Origin of the sequence: Propionivibrio sp. (assembly GCF_017995515.1) — a bacterium.
GTDB lineage: Bacteria > Pseudomonadota > Gammaproteobacteria > Burkholderiales > Rhodocyclaceae > Propionivibrio.
This window is the reverse complement of sequence record NZ_JAGOIT010000062.1, coordinates 1-16,566: the sequence shown is the minus strand read 5'-3', so window position 1 is coordinate 16,566 and position 16,566 is coordinate 1. Positions and strand designations below refer to the sequence as shown.

Genomic DNA, 16,566 nt, shown 5'->3' with positions numbered 1-16,566 from the left:
CCTTTGTCGTGCGATAAAAATGCCAAGTGCTATTGAGAGTCAGGCCTTCTATTGCTGAATGACGCGCCTATAGATATGGCTTATGGCGTATATGTATTGTTTGCATTCTGGTGGAAGACAAATTCCAGCCGTCCACAAACGACGAATCCAGAGGCCGGGATTCGGACTCTGGATTCGCGGGCCTTGATCTGACTGAAAATCAGCGTGCGTTACCCGGCTCCGGCAGCACAATATTGACTTCAAGTACTTCGTAGTTGCCTTGCTTTTCAAGCGAGACCTTGATGTCGTCCGGGTTGACCGAGACGTACTTGGAGATCACGGCGATCAGTTCCTTTTGCAGGTCGGGCAGGAAATCCTGTTTGCTGGTCTGGCCGCTACGTTCGTGAGCGATGATCAGTTGCAGGCGCTCCTTGGCGACCGCGGCCGTCTTCGGTTTGTTACCGAAAATAAGAGAGAGCAGGGACATGCTTATTTGCCTCCGAACAGTCGCTTGAAGAGGCCGGGTTTTTCGTAGTCGACGAAGCGCAGCGGCTTGTCGTCGCCGAGGAAGCGGTCGACGATGTCGAGGTAGGCGTCGGCGACGTCACTGTCCTTCAGGTGGATCGCCGGCGTGCCTTGGTTCGACGACTGCAGCACCGATTCCGATTCCGGCACGACGCCGATGATCTTGACGCGCAGGATTTCGTGGATGTCCTTGTAGGAGAGCATTTCGCCTTCCTCGACGCGCTTCGGCGAGTAGCGGGTGATCAGCAGATGCTCCTTGACCGGCTCCTCGCCCTTGATGGCGCGCCGCGACTTGGCCTGGATGATGCCGAGGATGCGGTCGGAGTCGCGCACCGAGGAGACTTCCGGGTTGGTGACGATGAGCGCCTCGTCGGCGAAGGTGAGCGCCATCACCGCGCCGTGCTCGATGCCGGCCGGTGAGTCGCAGACGACGTAGTCGAAGCCCATGTGTTCGAGCTCCTTCAGCACTTTCTCGACGCCTTCCTCGGTCAGCGCGTCCTTGTCGCGCGTCTGCGAGGCGGGCAGCACGAAGAGGTTGTCGTTGCCGCAGTGCTTGTCCTTGATCAGCGCCTGGGTCAGCGTCGCTTCGCCATTGACGACGTTGATCAGGTCGTAAACGACCCGCCGTTCGCAACCCATGATCAGATCGAGATTACGCAGACCGACGTCAAAGTCGATGACGGCCGTCTTGAAGCCGCGCAGGGCGAGGCCGGAGGAGAAGCTGGCGCTGGTGGTGGTCTTGCCCACGCCACCCTTGCCCGAGGTTACGACGACGATGCGAGTCACGAAGGTGCCTCCGAGTGAAAAAACGAAATTTTACCTGTGGATACAGAAAATGCCGAATGGCATTCGGTGAGCACTCAATTGGTCGACAGCGATTCGATCAGCAGACTGCTCGATGCGTCGTCTGCGCTGCCCGAGAGCCGGATCTGCACCGGTCGCCCGGCCAGTTTGTCCGGGATGCCCGACTCGAAGGTGCGATAGACGCCGCCGATCGAGACGAGTTCAGCCTCGAAGCGCGTCGTGAAAATGCGTGCCTCGGCCGAACCGCTGGCGCCGGCCAGCGCGCGGCCGCGCAAAGGCGCATAGATGTGGATGCTGCCATCGGCGATGACTTCGGCCCCGGCGTTGACGGCGGCGAGCACGACGAGGTCGCCGCCGCGTGCGTAGGCTTGCTGTCCGGAACGCAGCGGGCGGTCGATGACGAGCGTTGAGACGAAAGCGGGTGGTGCGGGCGGCGCTGGCGTGGGCTCCAGAACGAGCGTTTCCTGCACGGGAGCGAATTGGACCTCGGGCGTGGCCGCTGCCTGCGCCGGGGCTGCTGCCGGCTCGACTTCTTCCGCGCTGCGCGCGTTGCGCTTGAATGCGGCAAAGCTCGGCAGGCCGGCCACCGCAGCGCTCTGGCGCAGCTCCTCGCTGCCGTCGCGTACGCCGATGACGTTCAATCCGTGCTTCATGAACAACTGGCGCAGCGCCGTCCAATTGACGGCTTCGGCACCGTTCGCCGGATCGGAGAGGTCGATGCGGTCGAGTTCGAGCACGGCCGCCTCGCCGTCGAAAAAGGCGTCGTCGCCGAACAGTTCGCCGGCTGCCTTGGCCAGCGGGGCGGTCTGTAACGAGTGCAGCGTGACGCTGACGACCGGGAGCGTCGTTCCCTTGAACTCGACCAGTTGGGGTTTTTTGTTTGCGCGTGCCATGGCTTTGTCGCGAGGAGGGTGTGGATTCTTGAGGGAACGAAGTCTAGCCGACTCCGGTTCGTTTGGGATGGCTGGTGTGATCCTTGTTCAGAACCGACAAGGCGCGGCTTGAGTTTCAGAAGAGGGAAAATGCGGTCCGTTCTGCGGATTCTGTCTGGCCGAGATTCGGAGAATGATCGGGAAAAGCGGCGGGGCGTCGGTATTGCTGCAAGGCACTAGGAAAGGGACGAAAGGGACGCATCGTGCCCCGATCCGGATGGAAACTCAACGCGCAGCCGGCGTGGAAGTCGCTTCGCTGTCTTGCCAATACAACCACACGCGCGCATCGAACTCGAGCTGGTGGTACGCCGGCTCCATGTGGCAGCACAGCTTGTAGAACTCCTTGTCGTGCTCGCGGATGCGCAGGTGCGCCAGTTCATGGACGACGATCATGCGCAACAGGGCCTCGGGCATGTCACGGAAAACGGCGGCGATGCGGATCTCGTTCTTCGACTTGAGTTTGCCGCCCTGCACGCGCGAAACGCGGGTGTGCGTGCCGAGCGCCTGGGCGACCACCTGCAGGCGGTTGTCGTAGATTACCTTGGCGAGCGGCGGCGCGTTGCGCAGGCAGTCGTTGCGGATCGCCTGCACGTAGTCGTAGAGCGCCTTGTCGGTGCGTACGTCATGAACGCGCGGGTGGCGCTGGCGCAGCACGTCGCCGAGCCGTCCTGCATCGGCCAGCTGGCGCACCGGCTCGACGAGCGACGGCGGATAGCCGGCGAGGTAGGCGATGGTGTTGCTCGTGGGGGCCGGCACGGTGGTTCGGTTATTCGGGCAGCCGGTAAAGCTGGTCGCGGTAGAGCCAGGCGCCGAGCAGGGCGTGCGCCAGAGCGCGCTGTTCCATCGGCTGGCCGTCGACCGGCGTCGCGGCGGATTCGAGGCGCTTGTGCGCCGGGTCGTAAGTGCCGTGCGACGGCGCCTTGTCCGGGCGCAGGACGACGACCTTCCGGCCTTCCATCCACGCATAGTTCTGCTCGTACTGCATCATCGCCCGGCCGGGCAGGCCGTCCGGCTCCTGCGTCAGGTCGCGGCCGATCATCGGATGCCTGGCGTCGACGCCGATCAGCGACAGCAGCGTCGGCGGCAGGTCGATCTGGCTGGCGACGGTCTTCACGCGGCGCGGCTTGATGTCGGCGCCGAGGATCAGTCCGGGGATGTGGAAGCGTTCGATCGGCACCAGGCTGTCGCCGCGCACGCGGATGTCGTGGTCGGCGACGACGACGAATACCGTGTCCTTCCAGTAGTCGCTGGCGCCTGCCTTGGCGATGAACTGGCCGAGCGCGTAGTCGGTGTACTTCACCGCATTGTTGTCGGTGCCCTTGGGCTCCTCGTAGAGCTTGATGCGGCCATCCGGGAACTCGAACGGTGAGTGGTTCGAGGAGGTGAAGACGAGCGTGAAGGACGGTTTTCCTTCGGCGTGCTTTTCGAGCAGCCGCTCGTGCGTCTTGTTCAGCAGATCTTCGTCGGAGACGCCCCAGCTGCCCTTGAAGACCGGATTCTTGTAATCGTTCTGGTCGGTGACCTGCGAGAATCCGTTGGCCATGAAGAAGGCGCGCATGTTGTCGAAGTGCGACTCGCCGCCGTAGATGAACTCTGATTCGTAGCCTTGCTTGCCGAGGATCTGCGCCAGCGTGGAGAAGTTGCGCTGGGCCAGCGAGAGCTTGACGACGGCCTGCGCCGGGGTCGGCGGGAATCCGGTGACGACCGCTTCGATGCCGCGCACCGAGCGCGTACCGGTGGCGTAGAGCTGCTCGAACCACCAGCCTTGTTCCTTCAGCTTTTCGAGTTCCGGCGTCACGGGTACGCCGCCGAGCGATTCGACGAAGGTCGCGCCAAGGCTCTCTTCGAGGATGATCACCAGATTGAGCGGACGCTCGCGGCGTGCCGCTGCCTTCTGTTCGGTCAGCGTCGGAATCTCCTTGTCGCCGAGCAAGGGGCGCTTGTCTTGCAGAAGCTGGCGGCTGGCTTCGATCTGCTTGAGGATCTCGTCCTCCTTCATCGTCCCGTAGATTTCGCTCGAGCGCGCTTCGTGCTTCATGCCGTAGATCGCGTGCGTGACCGACCAGGCCGAGTTGAGGATCAGCGTGTTCACCATGGGGTCGCCGGTGAGCGCGAAAAGCGCGGGGTTGGCCGGACGGTGGTCAACGCTCGAGCGGATGGCGAACACGGCGACGAAGACGATCAGCGGCCAGGTGAGCCAGAGCTTGATGTTCGACCACGAGCGCTCGCGCTCGAGCCAGGGCCGCGTCAGCCGCGCCATGCCCCAAAAGGCGAAAGCGGTGAGCAGCGAGCCGGCGACGAGATGCAGGCGGAAGCCGTTCCACAGCATCGGGAAGACTTCGCCGGGGTACTTCAGGTACTCGACGAACAGCCGGTTCGGGCGTGCGTCGTACTCGTTGATGAAGGCCGGCGAGGAGACTTCAAGCAGGGCGAGCAGGGCGATCGAGAGGATGATCCAGAAGGCGCTGAGCCGGCGCCAGAAGCGCCAGGTCAGCCCCGTCGCCAGGACGGGCGCGAGAAGGATCAGGGGCAAGGCGAGCAGACTCAGCTGGATGATATCGACGCGGATGCCCTGCAGCAGCATTTCCGGCCAGATGCCGGTGGCGACGACACGCTTCGCCTGCCAGAGCATGAGTCCGATGCGCGACAGCGAGAGCATCGGCAGGCCGATGAGGAAGAGCATGGCCAGTGGCGCGTAGGCGCCAAACAGGCCGACTCTTGACCAGAGTCGGTCGGCGAAAGTGGAGGAGGGCGTCGTTTCGAACATCGATAGCTGCTCACAGTTGAAATTGGGCTGGGGCGGAGTTTAGGCGAAGATCTTTAATGCCAGCTTAAGAGATGGCGGCGACCAATTCGTTCTCAAGGCCAGGCGCGCGCACCCCAGATCATGCGCTTGGCGACGAAGTGGCGTAGCGGTGGCACGAGGTCGAGCGCAAGCAGGCCCAGTCCGCGTGCGGTGCGCAGTGGCGGCAGATCGTTAGAGAACAGGCGCACGATGCCGTCGGTGAAGGCCATGCTGCCGCGCCGGTCAAGCTGGCGGCCACGCGCGTAGGCAGCGAGTGCGGCCGCGTGGCCGGCGTCGGGCTGCCGTTCCAGGCCATCGAGCAGTGCTTCGGCGAGTTCCCACGCATCGCGCAAGCCGAGGTTGAAACCCTGGCCGGAAACCGGGTGCAGCGTCTGTGCCGCGTTGCCGATCCACACCTGGCGCGGTTGCGTGAGGTGTCGGCGCACGCGCAGGGCGAGCGGGTAGGCGGCGCGCGGCCCGGTGCGGACGAAGTCGAGGCGGGTGCCGAACTGCGCGCGCAAGGCGGCGAGGAAGCCAGCATCGTCGAGTGCGAGGATGCATTCGGCCTTCTCCGGCGGTACGGTGAATACCACCGAGTAATCGTCGCCGATGGGCAGCAACGCCAGCGGGCCGTCGGGCGTGAAGCGTTCCCAGGCACGGTTGCCGTGCGGCGCGGCCGGTCGGACTTCGGCGATCACGGCGTGCTGGCCGTAGTCGCTGACGCTGACGTCGGGGTCGTTCTGCGGCGTCCCTTCGCCATGGACGACGAGTCTGGCCGTGATCTGCCGTGTGACGTCGCCGCGGGTGACGGTGGCCAGGGCGCCGCTGTCGTTGGTGGTGATCGTCACAACCTGGCCCGGTTCCAGCCACTGCGCTGCCGGAATACGCGCGTCGAGCGCTGCAGCGAGGTCGCGGTAACGCATGACGTAGCCGAGCGCCGGTGTTCCGTAGTCGGCGGCTTCGATCATCGTGCGGCCGAAGCCGCCGCGCTGCGATACGTGGATGTCGCGGATCGGCGTGCCGGCCGATGCGTTCCACGCGTCCAGGCGTTCGAGCAGCTGCCGGCAACCGTGCGAGAGCGCCAGGCCGCGCGGGTCGTCGGCCCAGGCGCCGCGCGGTCGGCGGTCCAGCAAACGAACACGCTGGCCGCTGTCAGCGAGCGCCAGCGCGAGCGTCATGCCGACCGGGCCGGCGCCGAGGATGAGGATGTCGGTATCCAGAGATTCTGTAGCGGCCTTATCCACCTTATCCATCGTGGCGCATCACTTCTTCGATTTCGGCAATGGTCTTCGGCGCCGTGGTGTAGACGTTGCAGCCATCTTCGGTGACGAACACGTCGTCCTCGATGCGGATGCCGATGCCGTGGAGGTGCGGCGGGACCATCGGCGACGGGCGGATGTAGAGACCGGGTTCGACGGTCAGCGCCATGCCCGGTTCGAGCTTGATCCAGTCGTCACCGGTCTTGTAGTCGCCGGCGTCGTGCACGTCGAGCCCGAGCCAGTGGCCGGTGCGGTGCATGTAATAGGGCTTGTAGGCCTCGCTTTCGATGAGACCATCGACGCTGCCGGCGAGCAGCTTGAGGTCGATCATGCCTTGCACGAGCACGCGCACGGCGGCGTCGTGGTAGGCGGCGAACGGCGCGCCGGGTTTGATCGTGGCGATTGCCGCCAGTTGCGCGGCGAGCACGATCTCGTAGGCGTCGCGTTGTGCGCCGATGAAACGCCCGCCGACCGGGAAGGTGCGCGTGATGTCGGCGGCGTAGCCTTCCAGCTCGCAGCCGGCGTCGATCAGCACCAGCGCGTGTTCGGAGAGCAGTTTGTCGTTGTCGACGTAGTGCAGCACGCAGGCGTTGGCGCCGCCGGCGACGATCGGGTTGTACGAGTGGCCGCCGGCGCCGCGCCGGCGGAATTCGTGCGTGAGTTCGGCTTCGAGTTCGTATTCGGCCTGTCCGGCCCGGCAATGGCGCATGGCGCGCGCGTGGCCGGCCGAGGTGATGTCGGCGGCGCGGCGCATGAGATCGATTTCGTGCGCGTCCTTGACGAGGCGCATGCGGTCGAGCGGCTGGCGCAGATCGCGGATCTTGTCCGGCGCGTGCCTGCCGGCCCGGGTCTGGGTCCGCACCGTGTTGAGCGCGGCGACGATTTTTGCGTCCCATGCCGTATCGTGGCCGAGCGCGTACCAGAGCACCTTGTGGTCGGCGATCAGCTCGGGGAGCAGCGATTCGAAGGTGCTGAACGAATAGGTTTCGTCGAAACCAAACGCATCGCGCGCGGCGTCGGGGCCGTAGCGGAAGCCTTCCCAGACCTCGCGTTCCTCGTTCTTGTCGCGGCAGAAGAGGATGGACCTCTTCCGGCGGCCGCCGATCAGCACGATCACCGCTTCCGGCTCGGGGAAGCCGGAGAGGTACCAGAAGTAGCTGTCGAAGCGGTAGGGGTGGTGCGAGTCGCGGTTGCGCACGCGCTCCGGCGCGGTCGGGATGATGGCGACGCCGTCGCCGATGTGCTTGAGCAGCGCGGTGCGGCGTGTCGAGTAGGGTTCGTGTTTCATGGCTTTCTGCGGAGCTCCTGATCCAGTTCGGCGAGGCGTGCCGGCGTACCCACGTCGACCCAGCGGCCGTGATGGCGTTCCCCGGTGACGATACCTTTGGCGATGGCAGCGTCGAGCAGCGGGCGCATCTTCATCACCGCCCCAGCCGGCACCGTGGCGAAGAAGTCGGGCGAGAACACGCCCGTGCCGGCGTAGGTCAGCGTCGGGCCGAGGCCCGAGCTCGCGTAATGAACGACTTCGCCATCGAGACAAAAGTCGCCGCCCGCGTGCTGTGGCGGATTGGGAACAAAGACGAGATGCGCCCGCCGGCTGGTCAGTGCGAGCGCGCGCTTGAAGTCCCAGTCGCACCAGACGTCGCCGTTGACCACGAGAAAGGGCTCGTCGCCGAGCAGCGGCAGCGCGTTGGCGATGCCGCCGGCGGTTTCCAGCGCACCGGGCGGTTCCGGCGAATAGCGGATCGACAGGCCGAACTGTGCGCCGTCGCCCAGCGCATCGACGATCTGCTGGCCGAGGTGCGAGTGGTTGATGATGACGTCGCGAAAGCCGCAGGCGGCGAGGCGTTCGAGGTGCCAGACGATCAGCGGTTTGCCGCCGGCCATCAGCAGCGGCTTCGGCGTCGTGTCGGTGAGCGGGCGCATGCGTTCGCCGCGTCCGGCGGCGAGGATGAAGGCCTTCATCAGAAGGTCAAACCCGTCTCGACGGGCCGGCTTTCCAGTTGATCGAGCAGGCGAACCAGCGGCTTCAGTTCGAGATAGCGCTCGCACGTGCGCCGCAGGTAGGCCATCACGCGCGGCATGTCGTTCAGGTAGGCGTCCTTGCCGTCGCGGTAGCAGAGGCGGGCGAAGATGCCGAGCACCTTGATCTGCCGCTGCGCGCCCATCCACTCGTAGTCGCGGTAGAAGTCGTGGAAGTCGGCGTGAACCGGCAAGCCGGCCTTGCGCGCCATTTCCCAGTAGCGGATGACGAAATCGAGCTCGTCCTTCTCGTCCCACGTGATGTACGCGTCGCGGTAGAGCGAGACGAGGTCGTAGGTGATCGGGCCGTAGACGGCGTCCTGGAAGTCGATTACCCCCGGGTTGGCCGGGTAGCCGCCGTCCACAACCATCAGGTTGCGCGAGTGGTAGTCGCGATGGACGAAGACCTTCGGCTGCGCCAGGTTGTTGGCGAGGATCTTCTCGAAGACGGCGCGCAGGGTCGCGTCCTGCTTCTCGTCGAGCGCGATGCCGAGGTGGCGGGCGACGTACCAGTCGGGGAAGAGATTGAGCTCGCGCGTGAGCAGGGCGCGGTCGTACTCGGGCAGCACACCGGACCGGCTGGCGCGCTGGATGTCCACGAGCGCCGCGTTGGCGTCGCGGTAGAGCTTCGGCGCGGTGTCGGCGTTCAACACGCTGAGGTAGGTCGTGCTGCCGAGGTCGGAGAGCAGCAGGAAACCCTGCGACAGATCCTCGGCGAAAACTTCGGGCGCATGTACGCCGGCCTCGCGGAGCAGCGCCGCGACTTCCAGGAACGGGCGGCAGTCTTCAAGTTCGGGCGGCGCGTCCATGACGATGCGTGTGCTGCCGTCGGGCAGCGAGACGCGGAAGTAGCGGCGAAAGCTGGCGTCGGCCGATGCGGGCTCGAGCGAATACCCGTTTTTAAGTTCTTCTTCGGTGTGCGAGCGCACGAGATGACGGTCAAGCCAGTCGCGCAACAGGACGGTACGCGGCATGCCGCTTCTCCTTGGGCTTAGGTGTTAAAATGCGGCGATTTTACCACTGGCTCCAAGGGCTTCCACGCTGCGGCGGCCAGCCGGGTCGGCACCCATTTTTACTGAAGTTTCCGGATGAATCCTCCTGTACGGCGCAAACAGATTGCGCTGCTCTTCTGTTCTGGCCTGATGAGTGCGTGGATGGGCGGTTTGGTGCCCATCGCACAAGCGCAGTCGCTGACGCCGTTGCGCGTCGATCCGACCTTGCTCGGCTTGCCGCCGATCAAGCCGGCAGAGGCGCCGGCACCTGCTGTGCCTGTTCAGGGCGCGGCCGAGGTGACGCCGGTCGATGTGTCCAGCCCTGAAGCAGCGGTCGAGGCGGCGCCTGTAGAAGGAATCCGGAAAACGGAACCCGAAGCGGAGCCGGTAAAGCGGAAGAAGGCGGTCCGTCCAGAGGACAAGCGGCCCGTTCAAGCCGCGCCGGACAGGATTCCAGCGCGTGCGGTTGCGCCCTCTGGCGAAGCGAACGAATCGACGCCGCAGGAAGCTATCGCCTCGCCGACGCCCGCGCCGGTGCCGAAGGCCGTCGAGACACCCGTGGTCGTTCCGCCGCCACGGTCGGTACGCAGTGAGGACAGCGAGGGCAAGCTCGCGTCGGATGTCGAGCCTGGCACGCAGAGTGCGAAGCGCCCGGCCCCTCCCAAAGCGATTTCTGCCGCGGCGGCAGAAAATACCGCACTTGCGCCGGTTGAGAGGCCTGTTACCAGTGTGGCACCTCCCCCGCGCGGGCAAGTTTCATCGCTCGGTCCCTTGCGCGTCGATCCAGCATTGCTCGGGCAACCTCCGGTCGCTGCCACGCCGCCTGTTGCGCAGGGACGATCGGCCGCTACGCCGGCGGGCAGCGATGCGCCATCGCCAGCTGCGCCGTCCCGTTTGCCGGCGACATCGTTGGTCGTGGCGACGGTGGATGCCGACGAAGCATCCGATCCAACGCCCGCCCTGGCCCTGCGCGCGTCGAACGAGATGGTGCCGCCGCCGAAGGACAGCGATGTGCCGCGGCCGATATTCCTCAGCGCACAGCGCATGCAGGGCGAGGCCGATCGCGAGTTCGTCGCCGAAGGTGAAGCCGAGCTGCGCAAGATCGGTACGGTACTCAATGCCGATCGTATGACCTATTGGCCGATCGATGACGAAGTCGAAGGCGAAGGCAATGTGGTGCTCGAACAGGGGGAAGATCGCGTCAGCGGTCCGAAGATGCGCCTGAAGCTGGAGGAGCAGGTCGGCTTCTTCGAGCAACCCGAGTACCTGATCAAGCGCCCGCCGAAGATCGGCACCACGGCGGTGGGTGGAGCGACGGTGGCTGCTGTCGTCGATGGTCCAACGGGATTCGACGACTGGGATTCGGGCTTTGCCGCGCCGGGTCAGCTGCTCTCGAGCGAGGCCGAAAAGAGCGGTCGCGCGATGACCGAAGGTCGCGGCCAGGCCGACCGGATCGACTTCGAAGGCGAAAACCAGATTCGCCTGACGAACAGCACTTATACGACCTGTGAACCGGGCAACGACGACTGGTATGCGAAGACCGATAACCTCAAACTCGACTACGACCGAGAGGTTGGCGAGGGCAGCAACGGCGTTGTCTATTTCAAGGATGTGCCGATCTTCTATACCCCTTGGCTCTCGTTCTCGCTCAACAACGAACGCAAGTCGGGCGTCCTCGCGCCGTCGTTCGGTACCAGCAGCGACAACGGCTTCGAGTTTGACCTTCCCTACTACTGGAACATCGCCCCGAACATGGATGCGACCATCACGCCGCGCGTGATGAGCCGGCGCGGGGTCCAGCTGAACAACGAGTTCCGCTATCTGAACACCGCCTATGGCGGGTTGTACCAGGGCGAAGTCAATGCGGAAGTCCTCCCCGGCGACCGGTTGCGCGATGGCGATCAGCGGTACGGATTCTCGATCAAGCACAATCAGACCTTCGCCAACGGATTCGCAGCGCAGATCAACTACAACAAGGTCTCCGACGACGACTATTACACCGATTTGTCGAGCGAGATTGCGAGTACGTCGCAAACGCAGCTCTTGCAACAGGGCGTGCTTACCTACGGTGGCGGCGGCTGGTGGTCGGCGACGGCGAACGTTCAGCAGTATCAGACGCTGCAGCCCGACTCGGACAACCCGGTGGAGGCTCCCTACAAGCTCCTGCCGCAGCTGACGTTGAACGCGCGCAAGCCGGACTTCCATTCGACCGATATCGCCTTCCTGGGGCAATACACCCACTTCACCCGGGAAGACCAGTACGTCGGATCGACCTTCATCGACGGCCTGACTGCCGGTCGGACCGTGCTCTATCCGCAGTTGTCGCTGCCCTATGTGACGCCCGGCTGGTATGTGACGCCCAAGATCGGCGTGAATTATCGCCAGTACTCGATCTCTGGCCAGAATGCTTCGAGCTCGATGCCGGATTCGGTATCGGTGACGCTGCCGGTCTTCAGCATCGATTCCGGCATGACCTTCGAGCGGCCAAGCCACTGGTTCGGGCGTGACTACACGCAGACGCTCGAGCCACGACTCTATTACCTGAATGTCCCGTACAAGGACCAGAGCGATATCCCGCTCTTCGATACGAGCGTCGCCGACTTCAACTTTGCCCAGATCTTCTCCGAAAATCAGTTTACCGGTTGGGACCGGGTCAGCGATGCGAACCAGTTGACGGCGGCGGCGACGACACGCCTGATCGAGCCGGATACGGGTGCCGAGGTCGTGCGCGCGATGCTCGGGCAGCGCTTCTACTTCAAGCAGAGCCGAGTGGGACTCAACTCGACGGCGGAAGAGTCTAAGGACAATCGCTGGGAGAAATCCGACGTGCTCGCGGCATTCAGCGGCCAGGTCCTGCCCCGCGTCTATGGCGATCTCGCCTGGCAGTACAACCTGTCGGACAAAGAGGTCAAGCGTTACTCGATGGGGGCGCGTTATCAGCCGGCGCCTGGCAAGGTGCTGAACGCGGCGTACCGCTACAGCATCGACGCGAATTCGCCGGTCGACCAAGTCGACATTTCAGGACAATGGCCGATTTCCGGCCGTTGGCATGCGGTGGGGCGCTTCAACTATTCGTTCCAGGACGACGAGACCGATCAGGGCGGGCGTGTCATCGAGTCGATCGCAGGCCTCGAGTACAACGGCGGCTGTTGGGTCTTGCGCGGGGTGGTCAGGCGCGCCGCGCTGACCGAGGCGGATGCGTCGACCTCGTTCTTCGTCCAACTCGAACTCAGTGACTTCTCGCGCATCGGCTCGAATCCGTTGAGTTTGCTCAAGCGGAATATCCAGGGCTACAGCCCGATCAACCAGTCCATGGACAGTTCAGTCCTCGATGAATAACGGATACATCTCATGACGTCCTTGTTTCGCAAAGTCCTCGTAGTCTTCTGCCTGGTCGGCGCGTTCGGCGCCAAAGCCCAGAATCAGCCAGCGAATGAACCGCTGCCCGCCGACCGCATCGTTGCCGTCGTCAATGACGAGGTAATCACGCTGCATGAACTGCGCTCCCGCCTCGATTTCGCCGTTGCTCAGCTGCAAAAGCAAGGAACACCGCTGCCACCGCGCAGCGAACTCGAGCGGCAGATGCTTGATCGCTTGATCATGGACAAAGTCCAGCTGCAGCATGCGCGCGACAACGGAATGCGCATCGACGACTCACAGCTTGAGCAGGCGTTGCAGCGTATCGCCGCCAATAACAAGATGTCGCTCACCAGGTTCCGCGATGCGCTGCAGAAGGATGGCATCTCCTTCGTCAAGTTCCGCGAGGATATTCGCGAGGAAATGACCATCGCGCGCGTGCGCGAGCGTGAGGTGAATGACAAGATCGTCATTTCCGAAGGCGAGATAGATAATTATCTGAGCGGTGACTTGAAGGGCGGGGACGCAGGGGAAGAGTACGAAGTCGCGCACATTCTCCTCCGTGCGCCGGAATCCGCGAGTCCGGAGCAGATCCAGACGCTCAAAGCCAAGGCAGAACAGGTCTATGAGCGCGTAAAGAAGGGGGAGGACTTCTCGCAGCTGGCTGCGACGTATTCGGATGCGCCGGACGCGTTGAAAGGAGGAAACCTGGGTGCACGTCCGCTCAATCGCTTGCCAGCCCTGTTCGCCGACGTTGTCGTCAAGCTCCAGGATGGCGAGGTCGGTCCGCTGTTGCGCAGTCCGAACGGTTTCCACTTGGTCAAGCTGGTCGCCAAACGCGGTGGTGCGGCGCTGCCGCCTGTTGAACAGACGCACGTCCGCCATATCCTGATCAAGGTCAACGAGGTGGTTGCGGAGATAGAGGCCCGCCACAAACTGGAGGGACTCTACGACCGGATCAAACATGGCGAAGACTTTGCCGCCTTGGCCAAGCTCTACTCGCAGGATGGATCCGCGTCCAAGGGCGGCGACCTCGGCTGGATCTATCCCGGCGACACGGTGCCGGATTTCGAGCGCGCGATGAACGCGCTCAAGCCGGGCGAACTCAGTCAGCCCATCCAGTCGCCGTTCGGTTTTCACCTGATCGAAGTGCTCGAGCGACGCGTTCAGGACGTCTCGGCCGACCGTCAGCGTGCGGCGGCACGCCAGATCCTGCGCGAGCGCAAGATGGACGAAGCCTACCAGGACTGGTTGCGGCAGATCCGCGATCGTGCCTACGTCGAATTGCGTCTCGAGGAGCGCTGATTGAAGCCCGACCTGCCGGTGATCGCCGTCACTTCCGGCGAACCGGCCGGAGTCGGCCCCGAGCTTTGCCTTCGGCTTCTTGAACGCGACTTCCCGGCACGGCTCGTGATTCTCGCCGATCGCCAGCTTCTTGAGGCGCGGTCAGGCGCGGTCGGACTTTCGTCGGATCGTCTCAAGCTGCGCGATTGGGCTTCGGAATTGCCGCCAGAGCGAGGCGTCGTCGACATCCTGCATCAGCCATTGGTCGCTCCGTCGAATCCGGGCCAACTCGACCCGGCCAACGCGAACTACGTGCTCGGTCTTCTCGACCGGGCGCTCGACGGCTGCCGTTCCGGCGAATTCGCTGCGATGGTGACGGCGCCGGTGCATAAAGGCGTCATCAACGATGCCGGCGTGTATTTCACGGGGCACACCGAATACCTGGCCGAGAGGACGAACACGCCGCGCGTCGTCATGATGCTCGCGGGGAGCAAGCTCAAGGTCGCGCTTGCGACCACGCACCTGCCTTTGAAGGATGTGCCTGCAGCCATCACGCAGGAGTCGCTCGAGGCGACGCTGCGCATCCTGCACGCCGACATGCGCAGCAAGTACGGCTTGGCTGACCCGCGCATCCTGGTCGCCGGACTCAACCCGCACGCAGGGGAGGGCGGCTACCTCGGAATGGAAGAAATCGAGGTCATCACCCCGGTGCTCGAACGGCTACGCGGTGAAGGCATGCGCCTGCTCGGCCCGTTGCCGGCCGATACGATGTTCACGCCGCCGATGCTCGAACAAGGCGACTGTGTGCTGGCGATGTATCACGACCAAGGGCTGACCGCGCTCAAGTACGCGAGCTTCGGCAATGGCATCAACGTGACGCTCGGTCTGCCGATCATCCGTACCTCGGTCGACCACGGCACGGCGCTTGAACTCGCCGGTACCGGGCGCGCCGATCCGGGTTCGCTGTTCGTCGCCGTCGAGCAGGCGATCGCCATGGCGCAGCGGCAGTAATCCGCATCAGAACTCTCAAGGCAATCCGATGAGTCAAACGACGAACCAACACCGCGCCCGCAAACGCTTCGGCCAGAACTTCCTGATCGACGCGCAAGTGATCGCCGACATCGTCAACGCCGTCGCGCCCAAGCGCAGCGACCGCGTCGTCGAGATCGGCCCGGGCCTGGGCGCGCTGACCGATCCCCTGCTGCAGAAGCTCGATCATCTGCACGTCGTCGAGATCGACCGCGACATCGTTGCGCGTCTGCAAAAGCGCTATCCGGCCGACCGGCTGACCATCCATTCCGGCGATGCATTGTCGTTCGACTTCGCTTCGCTGGTAGACGGCGACACCAAGCTGCACGTGGTCGGCAACCTTCCCTACAACATTTCGACGCCGCTGCTTTTCCACTTGGCCGGCTTTGCCGAGCAGGTCTACGACATGCACTTCATGCTACAGAAGGAAGTCGTCGAGCGCCTGGTGGCCGAGCCGGGAACGTCGGACTACGGACGCCTCTCGGTCATGCTGCAGTACCGGTTCTACATGGATTGGCTGCTCGACGTGCCGCCCGAATGCTTCGAGCCGGCGCCCAAGGTTGATTCGGCCGTCGTGCGCCTGATTCCCCGTCCCGCAGCGGAACTGCTCGCCCGCGATGCCGAGAAGTTCGGCGCAGTCGTCGCGGCGTCCTTCGCCCAACGCCGCAAGATGCTGCGCAACAACCTGAAGGGCATCCTCGACGATGCAGGCTTTAGCGCGCTGGGGATTGCACCGACAAGCCGCGCCGAAGATCTGGCCGTTGACACCTACGTCGCTATTGCCAATTACCTGAGCGCGGAAAAAGGGTAGCCACCTCGGCGCGCGGTATGCGCGTCAATCGGCCAGTTCTGCGAGATCAACGATTGAGGGCGCGTGGTCCGATGGACGCTCGCGCTTTCGCATTTCGCGATCGATTCCGGAAGCCGTGCAACGCGCACGCAACGGCTCGGACAACAAAATGTGGTCGATGCGCAGCCCCTGATTCCTTTGGAAGCCGAGCATTCGGTAGTCCCACCACGAAAAGGTTTTTTCGGGTTGCTCGAAGAGCCGGAAGCTGTCGTGCAGGCCGAGCGCCAGTAGCCTTTGGAAGGCGGAGCGCTCGGCGTCTGAGCAGAGGATCTGCCCGGCCCACGCCGCCGGGTCGTGCACGTCCCGATCGTCCGGTGCGATGTTGAAATCACCGGCGAGCGCCAGTTGCGGGTAAGCGGCAAGTTGCTCGGCGAGCCACGTCTCCAGTGCAGCCAACCACGCCAGCTTATAGTCGTACTTGTCGCTGCCGACCGCCTGACCGTTCGGGACGTAGGCGCAGATCACGCGCACGCCGCCGATGGTCGCGGCGATCAGGCGCTTCTGCGGATCGGCAAAGTGCGGATTGCCGCAGACAACGTTGGCGAGCTCGCCACGCGCCAGCAGCGCGACGCCGTTGTAAGTCTTCTGGCCGGAGAAGGCGACCTGGTAGCCGGTCGCCTCGATCTCGGCTTGCGGGAAGTTCGCGTCTTCGAGCTTGGTTTCCTGGAGACACACGACGTCGGGTTGCTTCGCCGCCAGCCATTCGAGCAATTGCGGCAGGCGAACCTTCAGCGAGTTGACGTTCCAG

At 64.0% G+C, this 16,566-nt stretch carries 14 protein-coding genes; 4 read left to right on the top strand and 10 right to left on the bottom strand.

All coding sequences use genetic code 11. The annotated features are described in order from the left end of the window. Positions 1–199 precede the first annotated feature (199 nt). The 9 genes from minE to KBA32_RS11160 form a co-directional block, all read right to left on the bottom strand. Positions 200–466, bottom strand: a complete 267-nt coding sequence (minE, locus tag KBA32_RS11200) for a cell division topological specificity factor MinE (protein ID WP_294358945.1) — start codon at positions 464–466, stop codon at positions 200–202. Positions 467–468: 2 nt separating this feature from the next. Beyond that, entirely contained in the window at positions 469–1,290 is an 822-nt protein-coding gene (gene minD, locus KBA32_RS11195; protein ID WP_294358943.1) for a septum site-determining protein MinD, read from the bottom strand. A 74-nt stretch (positions 1,291–1,364) separates the two neighbouring features. Then, positions 1,365–2,201 (bottom strand): septum site-determining protein MinC, encoded by an 837-nt coding sequence (gene minC, locus KBA32_RS11190; protein WP_294358941.1) that lies wholly within the window; start codon positions 2,199–2,201, stop codon positions 1,365–1,367. Positions 2,202–2,465: 264 nt separating this feature from the next. Continuing rightward, positions 2,466–2,996: a YgjP-like metallopeptidase domain-containing protein gene (locus KBA32_RS11185; protein WP_294358939.1), complete on the bottom strand. Its 531-nt coding sequence runs from the start codon at positions 2,994–2,996 to the stop codon at positions 2,466–2,468. Positions 2,997–3,006: 10 nt separating this feature from the next. After that, positions 3,007–5,007: an LTA synthase family protein gene (locus KBA32_RS11180; protein WP_294358938.1), complete on the bottom strand. Its 2,001-nt coding sequence runs from the start codon at positions 5,005–5,007 to the stop codon at positions 3,007–3,009. Between the two features lie 92 nt (positions 5,008–5,099). Then, on the bottom strand, positions 5,100–6,278 hold the full coding sequence (locus tag KBA32_RS11175) for an FAD-dependent monooxygenase (RefSeq protein WP_294358935.1): 1,179 nt from the start codon (positions 6,276–6,278) through the stop codon (positions 5,100–5,102). Continuing rightward, positions 6,271–7,572, bottom strand: coding sequence for an aminopeptidase P N-terminal domain-containing protein (locus KBA32_RS11170; protein ID WP_294358934.1), 1,302 nt, complete (start codon positions 7,570–7,572; stop codon positions 6,271–6,273). Before KBA32_RS11170 ends, KBA32_RS11175 begins: the two co-directional genes overlap by 8 nt. Beyond that, positions 7,569–8,249, bottom strand: a complete 681-nt coding sequence (gene murU, locus KBA32_RS11165) for an N-acetylmuramate alpha-1-phosphate uridylyltransferase MurU (protein ID WP_294358933.1) — start codon at positions 8,247–8,249, stop codon at positions 7,569–7,571. Before murU ends, KBA32_RS11170 begins: the two co-directional genes overlap by 4 nt. Then, the gene (locus KBA32_RS11160; RefSeq protein ID WP_294358931.1) at positions 8,249–9,280 is read right to left on the bottom strand and encodes a phosphotransferase; all 1,032 of its coding nucleotides are present in this window, start codon (positions 9,278–9,280) and stop codon (positions 8,249–8,251) included. Before KBA32_RS11160 ends, murU begins: the two co-directional genes overlap by 1 nt. A 114-nt stretch (positions 9,281–9,394) precedes the next feature. Here KBA32_RS11160 and lptD point away from each other — a divergent pair, with 114 nt between their 5' ends. The 4 genes from lptD to rsmA are packed head-to-tail and all read left to right on the top strand — an operon-like array spanning position 9,395 to position 15,779. After that, positions 9,395–12,637, top strand: a complete 3,243-nt coding sequence (lptD, locus tag KBA32_RS11155) for an LPS assembly protein LptD (RefSeq protein ID WP_294358928.1) — start codon at positions 9,395–9,397, stop codon at positions 12,635–12,637. A 12-nt stretch (positions 12,638–12,649) separates the two neighbouring features. Further along, the gene (locus KBA32_RS11150; protein ID WP_294358927.1) at positions 12,650–13,960 is read left to right on the top strand and encodes a peptidylprolyl isomerase; all 1,311 of its coding nucleotides are present in this window, start codon (positions 12,650–12,652) and stop codon (positions 13,958–13,960) included. Beyond that, entirely contained in the window at positions 13,961–14,950 is a 990-nt protein-coding gene (pdxA, locus tag KBA32_RS11145; RefSeq protein ID WP_294358925.1) for a 4-hydroxythreonine-4-phosphate dehydrogenase PdxA, read from the top strand. A 28-nt stretch (positions 14,951–14,978) separates the two neighbouring features. Then, positions 14,979–15,779, top strand: coding sequence for a 16S rRNA (adenine(1518)-N(6)/adenine(1519)-N(6))-dimethyltransferase RsmA (gene rsmA, locus KBA32_RS11140; RefSeq protein WP_294358924.1), 801 nt, complete (start codon positions 14,979–14,981; stop codon positions 15,777–15,779). 24 nt (positions 15,780–15,803) lie between these two features. On the opposite strand, the gene xth is transcribed toward rsmA, so the two are convergent. Next, the coding region (gene xth / locus KBA32_RS11135; RefSeq protein WP_294358921.1) for an exodeoxyribonuclease III at positions 15,804–16,566 on the bottom strand (763 nt) is incomplete at its 5' end.

Excerpts from the sequence above, each read along its gene's own strand:
- minE (WP_294358945.1), bottom strand. The coding sequence starts at position 466 with ATGTCCCTGCTCTCTCTTATTTTCGGTAACAAACCGAAGACGGCCGCG.
- minC (WP_294358941.1), bottom strand. The coding sequence starts at position 2,201 with ATGGCACGCGCAAACAAAAAACCCCAACTGGTCGAGTTCAAGGGAACG.
- KBA32_RS11180 (WP_294358938.1), bottom strand. The coding sequence starts at position 5,007 with ATGTTCGAAACGACGCCCTCCTCCACTTTCGCCGACCGACTCTGGTCA.
- KBA32_RS11175 (WP_294358935.1), bottom strand. The coding sequence starts at position 6,278 with ATGGATAAGGTGGATAAGGCCGCTACAGAATCTCTGGATACCGACATC.
- KBA32_RS11170 (WP_294358934.1), bottom strand. The coding sequence starts at position 7,572 with ATGAAACACGAACCCTACTCGACACGCCGCACCGCGCTGCTCAAGCAC.
- murU (WP_294358933.1), bottom strand. The coding sequence starts at position 8,249 with ATGAAGGCCTTCATCCTCGCCGCCGGACGCGGCGAACGCATGCGCCCG.
- KBA32_RS11160 (WP_294358931.1), bottom strand. The coding sequence starts at position 9,280 with ATGCCGCGTACCGTCCTGTTGCGCGACTGGCTTGACCGTCATCTCGTG.
- lptD (WP_294358928.1), top strand. The coding sequence starts at position 9,395 with ATGAATCCTCCTGTACGGCGCAAACAGATTGCGCTGCTCTTCTGTTCT.
- KBA32_RS11150 (WP_294358927.1), top strand. The coding sequence starts at position 12,650 with ATGACGTCCTTGTTTCGCAAAGTCCTCGTAGTCTTCTGCCTGGTCGGC.
- rsmA (WP_294358924.1), top strand. The coding sequence starts at position 14,979 with ATGAGTCAAACGACGAACCAACACCGCGCCCGCAAACGCTTCGGCCAG.